This window comes from Amycolatopsis sp., from assembly GCF_036008905.1.
Classification (GTDB): Bacteria; Actinomycetota; Actinomycetes; order Mycobacteriales; family Pseudonocardiaceae; genus Amycolatopsis.
The window spans coordinates 92214-109258 of the sequence record NZ_DASYMU010000255.1 but is presented as its reverse complement, the minus strand read 5'-3'; the positions used below and the strand labels follow the sequence as shown (position 1 = coordinate 109258).

General features: G+C 67.8%; 14 protein-coding genes. 9 read left to right on the top strand and 5 right to left on the bottom strand.

What is annotated here, in order from left to right; genetic code table 11:
- Nucleotides 1-87 precede the first annotated feature (87 nt).
- The 3 genes from VGP60_RS40830 (at nt 88) to VGP60_RS40820 (ending at nt 2874) form a co-directional block, all read left to right on the top strand.
- Nucleotides 88-1434: a helix-turn-helix transcriptional regulator gene (locus tag VGP60_RS40830; RefSeq protein ID WP_327553649.1), complete on the top strand. Its 1347-nt coding sequence runs from the start codon at nt 88-90 to the stop codon at nt 1432-1434.
- Entirely contained in the window at nt 1424-2065 is a 642-nt protein-coding gene (locus VGP60_RS40825) for a DUF5753 domain-containing protein (RefSeq protein ID WP_327553600.1), read from the top strand. Before VGP60_RS40830 ends, VGP60_RS40825 begins: the two co-directional genes overlap by 11 nt.
- A 71-nt stretch (nt 2066-2136) precedes the next feature.
- A complete protein-coding gene (locus tag VGP60_RS40820; RefSeq protein WP_327553599.1) occupies nt 2137-2874 on the top strand; it encodes a 3-oxoacyl-ACP reductase family protein in 738 nt (245 codons plus the stop codon).
- Here the strand turns inward: VGP60_RS40820 and VGP60_RS40815 are convergent, their stop codons facing one another.
- Nucleotides 2875-3618 (bottom strand): TetR/AcrR family transcriptional regulator, encoded by a 744-nt coding sequence (locus VGP60_RS40815; RefSeq protein WP_327553598.1) that lies wholly within the window; start codon nt 3616-3618, stop codon nt 2875-2877. It lies immediately after the preceding gene.
- Between the two features lie 452 nt (nt 3619-4070).
- Between VGP60_RS40815 and VGP60_RS40810 the strand changes: the two genes are divergently transcribed.
- Genes VGP60_RS40810 through ptsP form a run of 3 tightly spaced genes read left to right on the top strand, consistent with a single transcriptional unit; the run spans nt 4071 to nt 7372 of the window.
- A complete protein-coding gene (locus VGP60_RS40810) occupies nt 4071-4952 on the top strand; it encodes a ribokinase (RefSeq protein WP_327553597.1) in 882 nt (293 codons plus the stop codon).
- Nucleotides 4953-4989: 37 nt separating this feature from the next.
- Nucleotides 4990-5739 carry a hypothetical protein gene (locus VGP60_RS40805; protein ID WP_327553596.1) on the top strand — a complete coding sequence of 250 codons (750 nt, stop codon included), beginning with the start codon at nt 4990-4992 and terminating at the stop codon, nt 5737-5739.
- Entirely contained in the window at nt 5729-7372 is a 1644-nt protein-coding gene (gene ptsP / locus VGP60_RS40800; protein WP_327553595.1) for a phosphoenolpyruvate--protein phosphotransferase, read from the top strand. Before VGP60_RS40805 ends, ptsP begins: the two co-directional genes overlap by 11 nt.
- Here the strand turns inward: ptsP and VGP60_RS40795 are convergent.
- The 4 genes from VGP60_RS40795 to VGP60_RS40780 all read right to left on the bottom strand — a co-directional run bounded on the left by VGP60_RS40795 (nt 7361) and on the right by VGP60_RS40780 (nt 11100).
- Complete coding sequence (locus tag VGP60_RS40795) at nt 7361-8020, bottom strand: DUF1707 SHOCT-like domain-containing protein (RefSeq protein WP_327553594.1); 660 nt, start codon at nt 8018-8020, stop codon at nt 7361-7363. The genes ptsP and VGP60_RS40795 overlap by 12 nt on opposite strands.
- Nucleotides 8021-8081: 61 nt before the next feature.
- Nucleotides 8082-8747 carry a response regulator transcription factor gene (locus tag VGP60_RS40790; RefSeq protein ID WP_327553593.1) on the bottom strand — a complete coding sequence of 222 codons (666 nt, stop codon included), beginning with the start codon at nt 8745-8747 and terminating at the stop codon, nt 8082-8084.
- Nucleotides 8744-9886, bottom strand: coding sequence for a MacS family sensor histidine kinase (gene macS / locus VGP60_RS40785; RefSeq protein WP_327553592.1), 1143 nt, complete (start codon nt 9884-9886; stop codon nt 8744-8746). Before macS ends, VGP60_RS40790 begins: the two co-directional genes overlap by 4 nt.
- Nucleotides 9883-11100, bottom strand: a complete 1218-nt coding sequence (locus VGP60_RS40780) for an AI-2E family transporter (protein ID WP_327553591.1) — start codon at nt 11098-11100, stop codon at nt 9883-9885. The genes macS and VGP60_RS40780 overlap by 4 nt, the downstream gene beginning before the upstream one ends.
- A 278-nt stretch (nt 11101-11378) precedes the next feature.
- Here VGP60_RS40780 and VGP60_RS40775 point away from each other — a divergent pair, with 278 nt between their 5' ends.
- The 3 genes from VGP60_RS40775 (at nt 11379) to VGP60_RS40765 (ending at nt 17041) form a co-directional block, all read left to right on the top strand.
- Nucleotides 11379-12251, top strand: a complete 873-nt coding sequence (locus VGP60_RS40775) for a hypothetical protein (RefSeq protein ID WP_327553590.1) — start codon at nt 11379-11381, stop codon at nt 12249-12251.
- Between the two features lie 198 nt (nt 12252-12449).
- Nucleotides 12450-15755, top strand: coding sequence for a hypothetical protein (locus VGP60_RS40770; protein WP_327553589.1), 3306 nt, complete (start codon nt 12450-12452; stop codon nt 15753-15755).
- A gap of 248 nt (nt 15756-16003) precedes the next feature.
- Nucleotides 16004-17041 (top strand): hypothetical protein, encoded by a 1038-nt coding sequence (locus VGP60_RS40765; protein ID WP_327553588.1) that lies wholly within the window; start codon nt 16004-16006, stop codon nt 17039-17041.
- Nucleotides 17042-17045: the final 4 nt, after the last annotated feature.

The following is a 17045-nucleotide window of genomic DNA, read 5'->3' as shown; positions in this document are numbered from 1 at the left end:
TGCTCGCACATCTTCACCACACCACCTGTCACCTGCGAATACTGTGATCGACAGAGAATGCCCGGCATACTCGAAGGCGTGAACGGCATGGGACGTGAGTCGGAAGAGCTTTCCGAAAAACGCAAGCTGCTCGGTAAGCTTCTCGCGGTCTACCGAACCGCCGCAGGCCTGACGCAGCTGCAACTCGCCCAAGCCACTTTCTGCGACCGTACGACTGTGACGCACATCGAAGGCGGTCGGGCCCGGGGCGACGAGAAATTCTGGAAAGCCGCCGATAGCCACTGTGGTGCAGACGGCGGCCTGTTCGCTGAGTTCAGGAAATTCGAGGCTGTCAAGCAGGATCACGAGACGCGCGTCCGCGAGACCGCTCTTCTTGAAGCCCGCGCGAAAGCGGAACGACTTCACACGACGACATCTCCGGCGCGTGTGACAACGGAGGTGCCCAAGCAGGCGATTCCTCAGGAAACCGTGGAGCACGTGCGGCGGCTCTACCGGACTGATGTCGGTCCGGGAACGATCGAGCACCTGCACTTCGCTGCTGAGGAGCTGTGCTGCGAATACGCTTGGCGAGATCCTGACGAGTTGAAAACTGATGCCCACCAATGGTTGCGCTACATTTCGGGGCTACTCGGCGGACCCTGCACGCTCAAGGAGCACCGTGAGTTGCTGGTGATTTCAGGCTGGTTGTTGCTGCTCATCGGGTGTGTCGAGTACGACCAGGGCAGGAAGCACCAAGCCGAACACAGCCGGGCGGCCGCGTTTCGCATCGGCAAGGACACCGGGCACGGTGGAATAATCGCTTGGACGTTCGAAATGAGTGCTTGGTTCGCGCTCACTCAGGGGAATCTCGGCTCAGTTGCGGCGCTTGCGGCTGCGGGCAGCGAAGCCGCGCCCAACACTTCGGTGGTTGTACAGCTCGCGGCGCAGTCCGCGAAAGCCGCGGCCAGGATGGGGCAGCGCGAGACTGTCCACCGAATCCTTGACGAAGGCTACCGTTCCCTGGAGCGCCACGACCGGCCGTCGCGTCCCGAGAACCACTTCGTCATCGATCCGCAGAAGTGGGATTTCTACGCGATGGACTGCTATCGCCTGGTCGGGCAGAACCAGCGAGCGGTGAATCATGCTCGTGAAGTGCTGGCCATCTCGCGTCGTGCCGATGGCAGCGACAAAAGTCCCATGCGAGCTACCGAGGCTCGGCTGACCCTGGCTATGGCATCACTTCGGCAAGGTGACCTGGACAGTGCAGCCGAATGGACACGCGTGGCACTCAGCTCGTCTCGCAAGTCGGCTGAGCAGCTCGTCATGATCGCCGACGAACTCGAGGAGGAGCTGCACACGCTCTTCCCCAAGGACCCCGCCGCGCTGGCCATCACGGAACCGTTGGCACAGGCGCGATTGGAGCTCAAGGTAAACGGTGCCGGACATGAAGGGTGAAGAAGCGCGCTGGAAGAATCGTCTGCGCGCCGGGCATGAGGTTGTCCAGCAGTCATTCGGCGATGCCGAGAAAGCTGCCCTGCGAATCCGCGTGTTCGAGACTGGCCTAGTACCCGGGCTGGTGCAGACACCCGACTACGCACGCGCGGTGTTCGTCGCCATGGCCGAACTCCAAGACACGCCGAACGACACGGAGGCCGCCGTCACTGCGCGCCTGCAGCGCCAGTCCGTCCTCTACGACTCCACCAAGACGATCGAATTGCTCGTCACCGAGGCAGCATTGCGCACACCTGTCGCGCCATCTGGGGTGATGGCCGGTCAAGTCGACCGCCTGCTCGCGGTGATTGGTGTCCCTAACGTTCGCTTCGGCATCGTTCCGCTCGGCGTGCAGTTGCGGTACCCGGTCCTGCACGGGTTCTGGATGCTCGATGACTGGGTGGGGGTCGAGGTGGTCAACACCGAGATCACCACTAGAGAACCGGAGGACGCACAGGTCTATTCGGACTTGATGAATCCCTGTGGGAGTGCGCTGCCGAGGGAGACGCGGCTCGAGCGATTCTGTTGGCCGTCTCGGCGCGCTACCAGCCACCACCTGTTCCCGAGCCCTGACCCAGCCCACCGCGACGGCTGATAAGCGCCAGCTCGGAGGGGTCTTTCTCGCTTCGATGAGGGAGTACGAATTCCCCATCGAACGGAGAAGACATGACGCTCGACGGCAAAGTCGCCTTGGTGACCGGCGGCAGCCGTGGCATCGGCGCGGCCACGGCGATCCGGCTCGCCGCTGACGGTGCCGACATCGTCCTTACCTACCAGCACAACGAAAAGCTCGCGGCCGCAGTCGTGGACCGTGTCAAGGAACTCGGCCGTCGCGCACTCGCCATCCGCGCGGACAGCGGAGACGCGGCGGCGGTCGTCGCGGCGGTCGAAACGACCATCGGTGAGTTCGGCAGGCTCGACATCCTGGTCAACAACGTGGGTGTCGGCGTGATCGCGCCCATCGACCAGATCCAGCTCGAAGACGTCGACCGAGTGCTCGCCGTCAACGTGCGCGGCACGTTCTTGGTGACCCAGGCCGCCGCGCCCCACCTGGGTGAAGGCTGCCGGGTGATCACCATCGGCAGCTGCGTGTCCGATCGGGTGCCCGGTCCGGGAATGACGCTTTACGCGTTGAGCAAGACGGCGATGATCGGCTTGACCAAGGCGCTCGCGCGGGAACTCGGCGGGCGCGGTGTCACGGTGAACCTCGTGCAGCCTGGACCGACCGACACCGACATGAACCCCGCCGACGGCCCGTACGCGGCTGACCAGCGGAGCCTGACGGTGTCCGACCGGTACGCCGAACCGGCGGAAATCGCCGATACGGTCGCCTTCCTGGCCGGGGACCAGGCCCGCTACCTCACCGGGACGTCGATCTCCGTGGACGGCGGCCACGCCGCCTGATCAGGCGGCGGGCAGGGAAAGGCCGATCTCCCGGGCGAGGTCGAGCAGCATCGCGTCGAAGAGGATGTCCGGCTTCGACACCGGGATCGGGTAGTTGCCGAAGACCTCGAGCGTGACGTGCCCGTAGAGGCGGGCCCAGAACTGGATCATCAGGTATGTGGTGCCCAGGTCGAGTTTCTCCGCGGGGAACGTGTGCCCGGACCCGCCGAGCACGGCGAGCAGCTCGGTCTGGAACGCGGCGAGGTCGTCACGCAGCTCCGGCGGCACGACGTCGTCGGGCGGGGTCACCAGGTCCTGCTTGGCGAGGATCTGCCCGGCGGTGGCGAGGAAGATCCGGCCGAACGGCTCGTCGACCCGGCTCAGCGCACTTCCCGGCGCGGAGCCGACGTCGCCGGTGGGCGAGGCGAACACCAGCGTGAACTCCTTGGTGTGCGTCAGCGCCCAGCGCCGGAAACCCTTACAGATGGCGAAGAGCTGCAGCGATCCGTCGTCTTCGAACCCGGCGACGTCCTCGGCCAGCTCGGCCGCGAGATCCGCGCACACGTCGAGCCGGAGATGCTCGACCAGGTCGTCCCGCGAGCCGTAGTAGCGGTACAACGCGGGCGCGGTGATACCCAGCTCGCGTGCGATCGCCCTCAGCGTGACGGCTTCCGGCCCCTGTGCGACGAGGAGCGTGCGGGCGGTCCGGCGGATGTCCTTGTCCGTCGCCGCTCGCACGCGAACCCTGCGTGTGGGGTTGGTCATACCAGCAGTCTAGGAGTTCCCACCCACGGTTTCGGCGGGCGCGCCGGTCACGACTGGGGCGAGAAGTCGGTTTTGCCAGGTCGTCAGGGTTTCCCACCGGAAAGTATTAACCGGTCCTATTCGCCCCGGCGCAGGGGCGAATAGGACCGGTTAGGCGCCGCCGACGCCGATCACTCGGGGGGCTACGTGATCGACGTCGGCGACACGATGCCCTGTCCCCCGATCTCCACCGGGGTTGGGGCAACGCCACCGCGCGAACGCGGCAACGTGACTAGGGAGGGCCTTTGCGGCTCGAAGTGACGGCTGGGGGATGCATATCCCCCGATCGAGTGACGCGGTCAAGCGCTCGCATGATTGTCGCACCAGAACCCGGATAAGTTACAAAAACCTTCACATATGCGTACGAGGAGGCGTTGTGTGGGTGAATGGCCAGGTCATGGCATGGTTCAACGATGACCGCTGACGTCCTCGTAGTGGGGTCGGCCAACGCCGATCTGGTCGTTCCCGTCGATCGCCGTCCTCAGGGCGGCGAAACCGTCCTCGGCGGTGACACGGAAATTTCGCCTGGCGGCAAAGGGGCCAATACGGCTGTCGCGGCCGGGCGGCTCGGGGCGCGGGTGGCGTTGCTGGGGGCGGTCGGCGAAGACGCTTATGCGGCCATCCTGCTGGACTCACTGCGGGAGTCCGGCGTGGACACTGCGCTGGTCCGGACCACTGAGCGGCCGACGGGCATCGCCTACATCACCGTCACCCCGGACGGCGAGAACTCGATCCTCGTCTCGCCGGGAGCCAACGCCGCGCTCGAGCCCGCTGACGTCGAAGGCGTGTTCGACGGGGTGAAGGTAGCCGGGGTGAAAGTGATGGTCGCGTCGATGGAAATCCCGCTGCGGACCGTCGAATACGCGGTCGCGGCGGCGGCCGAGGCCGGGGTTCGGGTGCTCCTCAACCTCTCGCCGGTCGCGGAGGTTTCCGCCGCGACGCTGGGCGCGTTGGACGTCCTGCTCGTCAACGAGCACGAAGCGGCTTGGCTGCTGGGGACCGAGGGCTACGACCCCGCGAAGCTCTTGGACCTCGGGCCGAAGTCCGCGGTGGTCACGCTCGGCGCTCGCGGGGCGATCGTGGTTACGCCGGACGGGCTCACCGAGGTCGAGTCCCCGAAGGTCGAGGCCGTGGACACGACCGGCGCCGGGGACGCGTTCGCCGGAGCGCTGGCGGCTTCGCTCGCCGAAGGGGCGAGTTTGGCCGACGCGGCGCGCAAGGCAGTCAAGGTCGCGGCGTTCTCGGTGACGCGCCGGGGTGCGCAGCCGTCCTACCCGCGGGCCGACCAGCTTTGAGCGGAATGGGGTCCTCGCAAGCTGTGTTGTACCTCATATGAGCACCGCGCCAGACACCTTCAGCGCCGCCTGGCGTCGTGGCTACCTTGCCCAGCTCGGGGTGGCCGCCGGCGTTCGTCCTCCTGACGAGCTCGCGATCATGCCGCTGTCGGACGCGCTTTCCGCGCTCGGCCAAGACGGCGAGACCGACCTGGGCCGTCAGGACGTCCCAGCAGTGGCGATCGTCGGGACGATCGCGCGAACCGGGGATTTCGACCGCGGCTTCCGCCCGCTCAACCGAGCACTCCGTCACCGCTGGGAGACGCTGGCGCGCACCGACGCCGAGCTACCGCCCGTCCGGCTGGTGCGTCTCGGCGACCTGTATTTCGTCGAGGACGGCCATCATCGGGTGTCGATCGCGCGAGCTCGTGGCGCGGTGACGGTCACCGCCCAGGTGCGCAAGATCTGCACGATCGCCTTCGGCATGGGCTGCCTGACGGTCGCCCATCTGCGGTCGAAAGCCGCCGAGCGGAAGTTTCTCGAGCGTGTTCCCCTTGAAGAACAGGTCCGGGTGGGACTCTGGCTGGACGACCCGAAGGACTGGTTCCGGATGGCGGATTCCGCGGAAGCGTGGGGCTTCCGGCGCGGTCTCTCGGGGCGTGACGAGGATGCGCGGGCGGAGTTCGCGGCGGCTTGGTGGGACGAGGAGGTCATGCCCGTGGTGAACGAGCTACGCGACAAGGGCGTGTGCACTCCGCCTTGGGATATCCAGACGTATTTGAGCTATGGTCTAGACCATGTCGTCTGAAGCCCTCTCCGGTGTCGCGGTCAGTCCTGGCCGCGCGAGCGGTCCTGTCGTCCGTGTCTCCGAGCCTCTCGGTGAGCCCGCGAGCGGTCCGGCTCCGGCCGATCTCGCCGCCGAAGCGGCCAGGATCGCCCCCGCGACGCAGATCGTCGTCGGCAGGCTCGAAGCGCTCGCCGAGACGGCCAGTGGCGAAGCGGCCACCATTCTCATCACCACCGCCGCGATGGCGGGCGACCCGGCGCTCATCAGCCAGGCCGAAGAGTTCGTGACCAGGGACCGGCTTCCGGCGGCGCGTGCGATTTTCCAAGCGGCGGAAGGCTTCGCCGAGGCACTGCTCGCGGCTGGTGGCTACATGGCCGAGCGCGCCCGCGACATCCGTGACGTGCGGGACCGGATCGTCGCCGAACTCCTCGGCGTCGAACCTCCCGGCGTTCCCGAATTCGCGACGCCCAGCGTGCTCGTCGCCCGCGACCTCGCGCCCGCCGACACGGCCGGGCTCGACCCGGCGAAGGTGCTCGCGCTCGTCACCGAAGAGGGCGGTCCCACCAGCCACACCGCGATTCTCGCCCGTGCGCTCGGGATTCCCGCTGTCGTCGCCGTTCGTGGCCTGCTCGCGCTCGACGCCGAAGCGCTCGCTGTCGACGGCGACACCGGCACGGTCGAGGTCGCCGATCCGAACGCGCCCGTGGTCACCGCGGCTTCGGCCGGGGCGATCGAGTGGGACGGCACCGGCGAGACCAAGGACGGGCACCGCGTGAAGGTGCTCGGCAACGTCGGTTCGGCCACGGACGCGCAGGCCGCGGCGGACGCCGGTGCCGAGGGTGTGGGCCTGTTCCGCACCGAATTCTGTTACCTGGACGCACCGACCGAGCCGACCGTCGACGAGCAGCGCATTGCCTACACCGCTGTCCTTTCGCCGTTCCGCGGCAAACCCGTCATCGTCCGCACGCTCGACGCGGGCGCCGACAAGCCGCTGGCTTTCCTCTCCCCGGAGGCGGAGCCGAACCCCGCGCTGGGCGTACGTGGCCTGCGCGTCGCGTTCGACCGGCCGGAGATCGTCGATCGTCAGCTCGAAGCGATCGCCGGTGCGGCCAAGGATTCCGGCGCCGAGGTCTCCGTGATGGCGCCGATGGTCGCCACGGCTGAAGAAGCCGCCTGGTTCGCCGAGCGCGCTCGCGCGGCCGGAATCCAGCGGGCCGGGGTGATGATCGAGATCCCCGCCGCGGCACTGGTCGCGCGCGAGATCCTCGCCGTCGTCGACTTCGTTTCCATCGGTACCAACGATCTGGCGCAGTACACCTTCGCCGCGGATCGCCAGCTCGGCGCGGTCGCCAAGCTCAACGACCCGTGGCAGCCCGCGCTGCTGCGCCTGATCGCGCTCATCGGCGAGGCAGCCAAGGCCACCGGGAAACCGGCCGGGGTGTGCGGTGAAGCCGCGGCCGACCCGAAACTCGCCTTAGTACTGGCAGGTTTGGGTCTGACGAGTCTTTCGATGAACGCCGCCGCCGTCCGCGGTGTCGGCGCGAGCCTGGCCGCGACGACGTTGGCGCAATGCGAAGCCGTCGCCCAGGCAGCACTCGCGGCAGCGAACCCCGCCGCCGCGCGCGTTGCCGTGAAAGAAGCCCTATCCGAATAGACCGCGTCGCGGGTGCTTGATGACCAGCGAGCCGCCGTGTACCCGCCCGGACACGACGTAGCGCGGGTTGCCTTCCCGGCCGTTCGAGTGCGTTTTGTCTTCGAGTGAGCCGAACTTGACCTCGGTGATCGCGTTGACGTCCACGGCGGCGTGCTCGGGAATGATGATCTCGACCGAGCCCCACTTGGCGTCGAGCTCGATGTAGACGACCGGGTAGTCGACCTGCGCCTGGCTGAAATCCAGTTTGGTCGAGCCGTACTTGTTGCGGACCACGAGCGCCTGCGGCACGAGCCACGGCCCGCTGCGGACCAGCGACGAGTACTTCGCGTTGAGTACGAGCGGCTCCCCCGGCAAGTTGGTGGCGAAGTTCCGCGGCGGGCCGTATCCGCTGGGCACGGACTGCCGGACCGCGTCGCGGTGGACCAGCCCCGGCAGGTCCGTGAGCACCGCGTTCAGCTCGCCGCGCGTGCGGGCGGCGAGGGCGACGTCAGTGCGCTCGGTGAATTCGTCGAGGTCGAGCATGCCCCGGCCGATGGCCTTCTGCAGCACGCCGACGACGTGCTCCCGTTCGCTGTCCGACACCCGCAGGTCCCGGTCGCTCAGTGGTTTGGTGCCTGTACTCGCCGAAACCGTCTCTTCCTCGCCCATGACAACCATGTTAGGACTCGGATAGCCCCAGGTAGATCCGGGAAAAACCCTGAACGGACCCTTACTCTTCGTCGAGACCGTGCTCGATCGCGTAGCGCGCCAGTTCGACGCGGTTGTGCAACTGGAGCTTGCGCAGCGTCGACTGCACGTGGTTTTCGACCGTGCGATGGGAAAGTACGAGCTTCTCCGCGATCTGCCGCGCTGTCATGCCCTTGGCGACAAAGCGCAGCACGTCCGTCTCGCGCTCGGTGAGCTGCGGCGGAGGCGGCCCTTCGGACGGCGAATCGGCCATCCGCCGGTACTCGCCGAGCACCAGCCCGGCCAGTCCGGCGGTGAACACCGGATCGCCCGCGGCCGTGCGCAGGACGGCGTCGACCAGTTCCGTCGCCGAAGCCGACTTCACCAGATAGCCCGAAGCGCCGGCCTTCACCGCCTCCAGGACGTCACTGTGCTCGCCGCTGGCGGACAGGACGAGCACCTTCGTCTCCGGCAGCGCCGCGGTGATCTCCCTGGTCGCGTCCACGCCGGAGGTTTCGCCCAGATTCAGGTCCATCAGCACCACGTCCGGGCGCACCGCACGCGAAATCCGGATCGCCGCCGCGCCGTCGGCCGCGGTCGCGCGCACGTCGAAACCGTTCTCCGCGAGATCGCGGGCCACTCCGTCGCGCCAGATCGGGTGGTCGTCGACCACCATGACCGACACCTTCGTCTTGTCCGAGCCGGTCATCGTTTTCCCCTCGCTTTCGTCGGCACCCTGACTTCCCATTCCGTACCACCCCCGGGAGCGGTGTCGAGCGTCGCCGTTCCCTCGAGGTCACGGACGCGGCCCTTGATGGACTCCACCACCCCTAGATGTCCTTGAGCCGCCGCGCGTTCCAGCCGTCCAGGCTCGATTCCCGGGCCGTCGTCGCGGATGCTGACCACGACTTCGTTCCCGAGGTCCTCCAGCAAGACCCATGCGCTCGCGGCCGGCGCGTGTTTTTCGACGTTCGTCAGTGCTTCCCTGGTGAGCGCCAGCAGTTCGGCCGTCGTATGCACGGGCAGGGCGACCTCGCCCGCGGGCGCCGAGACGTTCACCGAAGGCGTCGCCAGCAGTTGCAGTGCGGCGCGCAGATCCGTCGTGCCGCTGATACTCGGCACGATCGGCTCGGTGGTGACCAGTGCGCGCAGCGCGATTTCCTGCTCTCCGGCCATTTTCGCGAGCTCCGCAGCTTCACCGCCCACTTCACCGCCGCGTTTGCGGACCCTGGCGAGTACCTGCAGCACGCTGTCATGGATCGACCTCGCGAGCCGTTCGCGTTCCGCCGTCGCGGCTTCGGTGCGCAACGCCTGTTCCAGCGCGGCCGCCGAACGCCGGGCGATGGTCGCGGCCATCCCGACCAGCAGGCCACTCGCCGTCAGCAATACCGCGTCGCGTGCGACGTCGAGGTCGAACTGTGTCCGCGCGATCCCGGTCGCCGCAGCGACGAACAGCCCGGCCAGCACTCCGCCGCTGGCGCCGAACCTGGCGCCCGCGGCCAGCGGTGGCACCGCCGCCCACACCGTGGTGACCAGCGGATCGTCGACGGCGTACTGCGCGTCGGACAGCACCCACGGCGAAGTCATCATCAACGCGCTGGTCAGCACGACGTCGATGATGACGAGCCAGTGCCGGCGCCAGTTCTCCCGCGCGTAGGCCAGGCTCGTCACCACGGTCCAGGCAACCATCACGCCGACGACCGTCCAGGCGAGCCACGGCCGGTCGAAGTCGGCCCGGTGCACGAAAACCGCGCCGACACCGAACAACAGGGTGACCACGCGCAGCGCGATCGTGGCCCACCACAATGGGGTCGCCGGATCAGGCGTGGCTGTGCCCCGGCGGGTCATTTCTTCTTGTCGGGCTTCGCGTCGTTGTAATCCGTTCCGAGCTCCTCGACCAACGGCTGGTCGTCGTTCGGCTGCGCGGCCTTGTCCGCCAGGACGTTGACCTTCTCGGGATCGGGGTCGACCTCGTGCAGCAGTGACCGGATCCCGGCGTTCAGCACGGCCAGCAGCGGAACGGCCAGCAGCGCCCCCGGGATACCGGCGGTGACCAGCCCCGCGGTGATGGCGAGGACTACGGCCAGCGGGTGCAGCCGGACCGCGCGGCCCAGTAGCAGCGGCTGCAGCACGTGGCTTTCGAGCTGCATGACCCCGACCACTACGGCCAGGACGATCAGTGCGCCGACGAAACCGTTGGTCACCAACGCCACGAGCACCGCGACCCCGCCGGTGATCACCGCGCCGATGATCGGGATGAACGCGCCGATGAACACCAGCGTCGCCAGCGGGATCACCAGCGGCACCCCGATGATCGCCAGCCCGATGCCGATACCGACGGCGTCCACGACGGCCACCAGCGCGGTGGCCCGCACGTAACTGACGAGCGAGGCGAAACCGCGGCGGCCTGCGACGTCGACCCGGTTGCGGACGCGCGCCGGCACCGCGCGGACCAGGAACTTCCAGATCTGACCGCCGCCGGAAAGGAAGAAGATGAGGATGAACAGCGTCAGCACGAAGCCGGTGAGGATCTCGCCGACGGTGCCGGCCGTGGTCAGCGCGCCCGAGGTGATCGCCGACTGGTTGTTCTGCAGGAAGCCGACCGCTTGGCCGACGAAGTCCTTCAACTGTTCCTGGCGCAGGTGGATCGGCCCGTCGATCAGCCAGTCCTGGATCTGGTGAAGGCTTTCGTTGAACTGGCTCTGCAGCTGCGGCAGGCCGCCGGAGAACTGCACGACGACGAAGGTCAGCAGCCCGCCGAGGATCGCGAGCCCGGCGATCAGCACGATCGCGGCGGCGAGCCCCCGCGGCACTTTCACGCTGACCAGCTGGGAAACCGCCGGTGCGAGCAGCGCGGCGAGCAGCAGCGCGATCGACAGCGGGATGACCACCACGGACAGATAACCGATGAGCCAGATGATGACGTAGAGCGCCGCGATCACCACCAGGAAGCGCCACGCGAGGGCCGCGCCGATCCGCAGACCTCTCGGCACCAGTCCGGCGACATCGGATCCCTCTGAGAGGGACGGGTTTTCCGTGTTGCCACGCTTCGCTTCGGTCACCCGGCAACAGTATCGGTCCGGGCGAATCGGACCAGGTACCGACACGAGCGCCGGAAACCGACCGCATAGTTGATCTTGGCCGGGTCGTCGGCAGCAGGGTGTCACCCTCGGTTATCGGTGAATTCGGGGCGTTATAGGTACACGTTTGGGCTAACAAGCCGTGTTTGGGGTGCGCAATCAGGCCACTGTTTGCTTATATCCTCGATCAACAAGTGGAATCATTCTTCGAGACCATTTCTCGAAGCCCTCTTACCGAAATCAGAGAAATAGGAGATCGAGTGGCGCACGAGTTGGCGACCGAGTGGCAGGGCGTATCACGCGCCGGCCATTGGGCGTCGCGTGTGCTGCTGGTGCTGGGTGGCGTCGTCGCCGGCACCGCGACGGCCTGGATGATTTCCGGCGCTTCCGCTTCCGCGGACTCCGCCGTTCCCGACACGGGCATCCCGCCGGTCTCCGACACGGCCTCCACTGCGGGATTGCCTGTCATCACCGAAGAAGCCTCGTGCGAGCAGGAGGCGACAGCGTGGTCCGTGCCGCCGGTCGCCCTTCCGGAGCCTGTCGCCGGCAGCCCGGTGGTTCGCGTGGTGCGCTGCACCCTTGGCGTGGCCGGACGTGTCATCGCGAAGTCCCGTACCGCCGAACAGGTCGTCAAGGACTCGCTGACTCGTTCCGGCAAAGCTCCGGACCTCGGTAAAAAGGTCTGGAACCTGCTGCACTCCGACGGCGAGGAGCGGTTGGTCCAGTTCCTAGGCTTGCCGTCGGATCAAGAAACCGGCCAGCAGATTTCCGGCTCGGACGCGGTTTACCCCGTTACGACCGAGGTGCCCGCCATCGCTGAGGCGCTTCCCGTCCAGCACGTCGAGAGCGTCGCCGTCGTCAGCGCACCGGCTGCCACCGCCTTGGTGCACCACGACCAAGTCGATCTTCCGGCCACCTTCGCGCCGGCCGAGCTGCCCAGCGCCCCGCTGCCGGTACCCGCCGCCCCCGGAACTCCTGGTCCTGCTTCCGGTGCTCATTTCGACGGCCCGGCCTTCAGTGTTCCCGTTTGGTTCTCGGCTGCTTTCGACAACGCCAAGACGTGCATCGTTCACGTCGGCCTGCGGTGCATGCCGCTCACCCCGGGCTCTCAGCCCGGCGTTGCTCCCGACTGAATTCCTTTTCTCGCGGGGTAGCTGACGCACCCTGATATCCGCGCTCTATGCGCCGGTATTCGCGTCACTCCTTAATCCCGCGCTCATAGCGGTGCGCCCAAGTGCGTCCGCTTGTCCCATCCCGGTGCTTCTTCGCCATCCGTGATGGAGCACCCCTTAAAGCCCGCAAGGGAAACCAATATGAAGGAGAACTCCCAAATGCAGTCCTGGGCAAAGCGCGGACTCCAGACCGCGTTGGTCACCGGTGGTTTGTTGATGCTGGGTACCGGCATCGCCTCCGCCGAGGAAAACGTCAACCCCGACGGTGCTCCCTCACTACTGGACGGCGGCGTCGCCGTACCGGTCCACGTGGGCAACATCGCGGTCGGCACGCCACTGGGCGAGCAGTTCACCATCCCCATGATCCTCGACACCGACGAGATCAGCACGGGCGCTCTGCTCAAGAGCGTGGGCACCCCGCTCGCCCCGATCGCCCGCGGCAACGTGATCGCGCCGAACGTGCTCGCCCCGATCGAGATCTCGGGCTGGGCGGTCGGCGCGGGCGGCAACGCCTACGTCGAGAACAACGTGGACCTGGACTACAGCAACCCGGTCCCGATCACCACCAGCGGGCAGGAGCAGGCGCTGGCCGGCAACGTGGTCGCCGCTCCCATCGCGGCTCCCATCGGGGTCACCGGTCTCGGCTTCGGCACGCTGTCGAAGGCCGAAGCCGACAACACCGTCACCCAGAGCGCCGCGACCGATGGTGACATCACCACCGACGGCGACAAGAGCGTCGGCTCGGGCAACATCGTCGCGCTGCAGGGCGCACTGCCGGTCGGGGTGCACAACACCGGCGCCGGCTGGGGCGGTATCGGCATCGCGAACGGCTCGGTCGACCAGTCCGCGAGCTCGAAGGGCAAGCTCGCCTCCAACGGAGACGCCAGCACGATCGGTGGCAACATCGTCGGCGGACCCGTCGCATTGCCCGCTCAGGTCGACGGCACGGCCGGGGCCTGGGGTGGCAACGCCTACTCGAACTCGACCAACACGGTTTCGGCCGTGGCCGGTCAGGGTAGCTCCGCCGCGCGTGACGGCGAGGCGTACGCACAGACCAGCGGTGACAAGTCCACCGTCGGCGGCAACACCGTGCTGCCCCAGATCGGCAGCCTCGCCGCGGTGAACTGCACCTCGGGTCCGTGGGGCGGCAACGCCGCCACCGAGTGCACCAACGACCTCAGCTCCGCGGCCGGCGGTGACTCGGCGACCGGCGGTGACAAGTCCACCGTCGGCGGCAACTCCGTCGCGGCTCCGGTCGGCCTGCCCGTCTCGGCGCTCGGCACCGCCGGTGCGTGGGGCGGCAACTCCAGCGCCACGACCGACAACACCGTCGCCGCCACGGCCGGCGGCACCGCCGACACCGCGGGCGACGCTTCCACCGCGGGTGGCAACGTCGTGCACCCGCAGGTCGCGGGTCCGGTTTCGGTCGACTGCACCTCGGGCGCCTGGGGTGGTAACACCAGCACGGAGTGCACCAACGACACCACCGCCGCCGCGGGTGGCGCAGACAACACCACGGGTACTGCTTCGACGGCCGGCGGCAACATCATCGAAGCACCGATCGCCGCGGTCGCACAGGTCACCTGCACCGCGGGCGACTGGGGTGGCAACTCCAGCGCGCTGTGCGACAACACCGCGGACTCGACCGCCGGTGGCCCCAGCTCGATCACTCATGGCGACAAGTCGACCGTCGGTGGCAACGTCGCCACCGTTCAGGGCACCCCGGTCGCCGACGTGCTGTGCAACGCCGGCGCGTGGGGTGGCAACCCGTCATCCGAGTGCACCAACGACGAGACCGTGACCGCGGGCGGCTACGTCGGCACGACCGGTGACACCGCGACCGGTGGCGGCAACATCGTGCAGGCCCCGCTGGCCCCGGTCGCCGAGGTCTTCGGTGTCGCCGGTGCGTGGGGTGGCAACCCGACCGCTTCCGCGACCGAGCACAAAGAGGTCACCGCCGGCGGCGGTGCGAACACCGACGACGACCGCGGCACCGTCTCGAGCAACCTCGTCACCGCTCCGCTGGCTCCGGTCGTCCAGGTGTTCAACATCGCGGCCGCCTGGGTTGGCAACCCCACCAGCACGGTCGACTCGGACACCAACGTCAAGGCCGGTGGCGACACCAAGGCGACCGGTAAGAAGAGCACCGGTTCTGGCAACATCGTCGAGGCTCCGGGTGCACTGCCCGTGCAGGTCAACACGCTCGCCGCGACCTGGGGCGGAAACGCCGAAGCCATCGGCTCCAACCTCACCGACGTCAAGGCCGGTGGCAACACCAAGGCCGTCGGCGACGGCGGCTCGGTGGCGGGCAACGTGGTCGAGGCTCCGCTCGCGGGCTCGGCCAACGTGTTCGGCCTGGCCGCTTCGTGGATCGGCAACAACACCGCCAGCTCGGACAACGACGTCATGTCGATCGCCGGTGGCACCGTCGAAACCTCCGGCAAGAACGGTTCCATCGCCGGTGATGTCGTCGCGGCTCAGATGAACCCGGTCGCCCAGGTCTTCGGCAGCGCGATCAGCTTCGTGGCCAACACGGAGTCGAACACCACGGCCACCACCGGCACTGTCGCCGGTGGCCCGATCACGACCGCCGGTGACGGCGGCAGCGTTTCCGGCGACATCATCTCGGCCGAGGCGCAGGCGCTCCCGCAGGTCTTCGGACTGGGGATCGCCGCGGCGGGCAACGCGACCAACGCGGTGTCCAGCCAGACCTCCGGTGTCGTCGGTGGCGACGAGGCCACTTCGGGTGCGGGCGGGCTGTCCGGCGGCATCTTCGACCTCCCGGTCGCCTTGGACCCCGCGGTCTTCGGCTGGGGCGTCGGCGCGCTGGCCGGTGTGACCAACCAGACCGAAAACGACCTGACCGGACAGGTCAGCGGCGTTCCCACGGGCGGCAACATCCTGATCCTGCCGAAGCAGCTCCCGATCGGGCTGGCACCGCAGGTCTACGACGTCACCATCCCGGTGCTGGCCAATGTGGAGAACGTGGTCACCACGAACACCGACATCCCGGTCGGCGAAGACGAACTGAACGTCATCCCGATCAGCCTGTCCGACGTGCCGGGGGTCGGCCAGCTCGGCGCGACCGACCTGCCGACGCTGCCTACGTTGCCCGTTGCCCAGCGCGGCGACCTGCCGGCCGCCGGTCTGCCGGCGCTGCCCTCGTTGAACTCGCTCCCGGTCGCACAGCTGCCGATCATCGGTGCACTGGTGCCGACGCTGCAGTTGCCGCAGGTGGCTCTGCCCACCGTGGCCGGACTGCCCCTGCCGGGTGCACGTGCCGACCAGCCGACCGGTCTGCCGTCTCTGTCGCTGGCTAACCAGAAGCTGTCCGCTCCGCAGCTTCCGGTCGTGGAAGAGGTCGGTTCGTTCACCGGCAGCCTGCCGCGGCTCGTCACCTCCGTGCCTTCCCAGGTGCCGGCGATGGCGCAGCTCGACTCGGTGTTCCAGCAGCTGCAGAAGTAAGTAATCAGCCCAAAGGGCGCCTTCAGTGCACTCCCTGCACTGAAGGCGCCCTTTGGCGTTTCTGCCAGCATTGATCACTCAACGTGACGCGTGGACACACGCTGTGTTCTTACACGATTGGGGCATTAAGCCGCGTGAAAGATGCGCGAGCGATCTGCAATTTGCTTACCTCGGGAGGCACACAGCGGATCGAATCAGTTCACGACCCGCATTCGAAACGCATTCAGAACCCGTTATAGGAGAACCAAGTGGCGCCGACGACTGAGCGACAGGGCGTTGTTCGCCCCGTTCGCTGGGCGTCGCGCCTGCTGCTGGTGCTCGGTGGTGTCGCCGCCGGTACGGCCGCCGCTTGGGCAGTCTCCGGCGCCACCGCTTCCGCGGCTCCTTCGGACGATGCCGTCTCGGACGCCACCGCCACCGTCACCCCGGTCACCGCCGCGACAGCCGCGAACCTGCGTGGCATCACCCGGGGTACCGCGGAGCTCGTCGGCGACGCCAGCGGTGCGGCTTCCGCGGCCGCGTCGAACGCGGCTTGCCAGCAGGGAGCCACCAGCTGGTCGCTCCCGGCGAGCGAGTCCAAGCGCCCCGCCGCTCCCGCCGGCTGCCGCGAGCACGGCACGCACCGCGTCATCGACAGGGACGTGTCGGACAGGGTCAGCAGCGCAGTCGGCAACTTCGCCGACAGTGCGGTCGTCGCTCCCGTCGAGCGCACACTCGGCGCGGTCGAGCACATCGCCAACAAGCCCGAAGACGCGCCGAAGGTCATCGAGGACTCGCTGAAGCCGTCCGACAATGCGGACTTCGGCAAGGATCTCTGGGACCTTCTCCACAAGAACGACGGCGAGGGCCTGCTCCAGCTCCCCGGTCTTCCCGGGTTCCCGGTCGGGGACGGCGTGCTCCCGGAAACCCCCGAAGTGGTCCCTGACGCGGCAACGTCGCTCACCGGCCCGGCCACGATCGAACTGCCGGGTGCAGCTGAGGCAGCAGCCTCGCGCCTCGCACGCAGTGCCGGTCTGGCCGAAACGAACAACAACACTTCGCTGCACAGCGACGACCGGGGCGATTTTCCTGCCCCCTTCGCGCCGATCGGGATGCCCTTCGCCCCGCTCTCGGCGCCCACTGTCCCCGGCGGCTCTGCCCCCGGTGGTCATCTCGACGGTCCGGCCTACGGCGTCCCCGTCTGGTCCTCGGCCACTTACTACGACGCCAAGACCGGAACTCTCCGCGTCGGCGTGCGGTACATGCCGCTCACTCCGGGCTCTCAGCCCGGTGTCACTCCTGACTGAACCA

Bases quoted from the DNA above. Each gene is read 5' to 3' on its own strand.
- VGP60_RS40830 (WP_327553649.1), top strand. From the start codon at position 88: ATGGGACGTGAGTCGGAAGAGCTTTCCGAAAAACGCAAGCTGCTCGGT.
- VGP60_RS40825 (WP_327553600.1), top strand. From the start codon at position 1,424: ATGAAGGGTGAAGAAGCGCGCTGGAAGAATCGTCTGCGCGCCGGGCAT.
- VGP60_RS40820 (WP_327553599.1), top strand. From the start codon at position 2,137: ATGACGCTCGACGGCAAAGTCGCCTTGGTGACCGGCGGCAGCCGTGGC.
- VGP60_RS40815 (WP_327553598.1), bottom strand. From the start codon at position 3,618: ATGACCAACCCCACACGCAGGGTTCGCGTGCGAGCGGCGACGGACAAG.
- VGP60_RS40810 (WP_327553597.1), top strand. From the start codon at position 4,071: ATGACCGCTGACGTCCTCGTAGTGGGGTCGGCCAACGCCGATCTGGTC.
- VGP60_RS40805 (WP_327553596.1), top strand. From the start codon at position 4,990: ATGAGCACCGCGCCAGACACCTTCAGCGCCGCCTGGCGTCGTGGCTAC.
- ptsP (WP_327553595.1), top strand. From the start codon at position 5,729: ATGTCGTCTGAAGCCCTCTCCGGTGTCGCGGTCAGTCCTGGCCGCGCG.
- VGP60_RS40795 (WP_327553594.1), bottom strand. From the start codon at position 8,020: ATGGGCGAGGAAGAGACGGTTTCGGCGAGTACAGGCACCAAACCACTG.
- VGP60_RS40790 (WP_327553593.1), bottom strand. From the start codon at position 8,747: ATGACCGGCTCGGACAAGACGAAGGTGTCGGTCATGGTGGTCGACGAC.
- macS (WP_327553592.1), bottom strand. From the start codon at position 9,886: ATGACCCGCCGGGGCACAGCCACGCCTGATCCGGCGACCCCATTGTGG.
- VGP60_RS40770 (WP_327553589.1), top strand. From the start codon at position 12,450: ATGCAGTCCTGGGCAAAGCGCGGACTCCAGACCGCGTTGGTCACCGGT.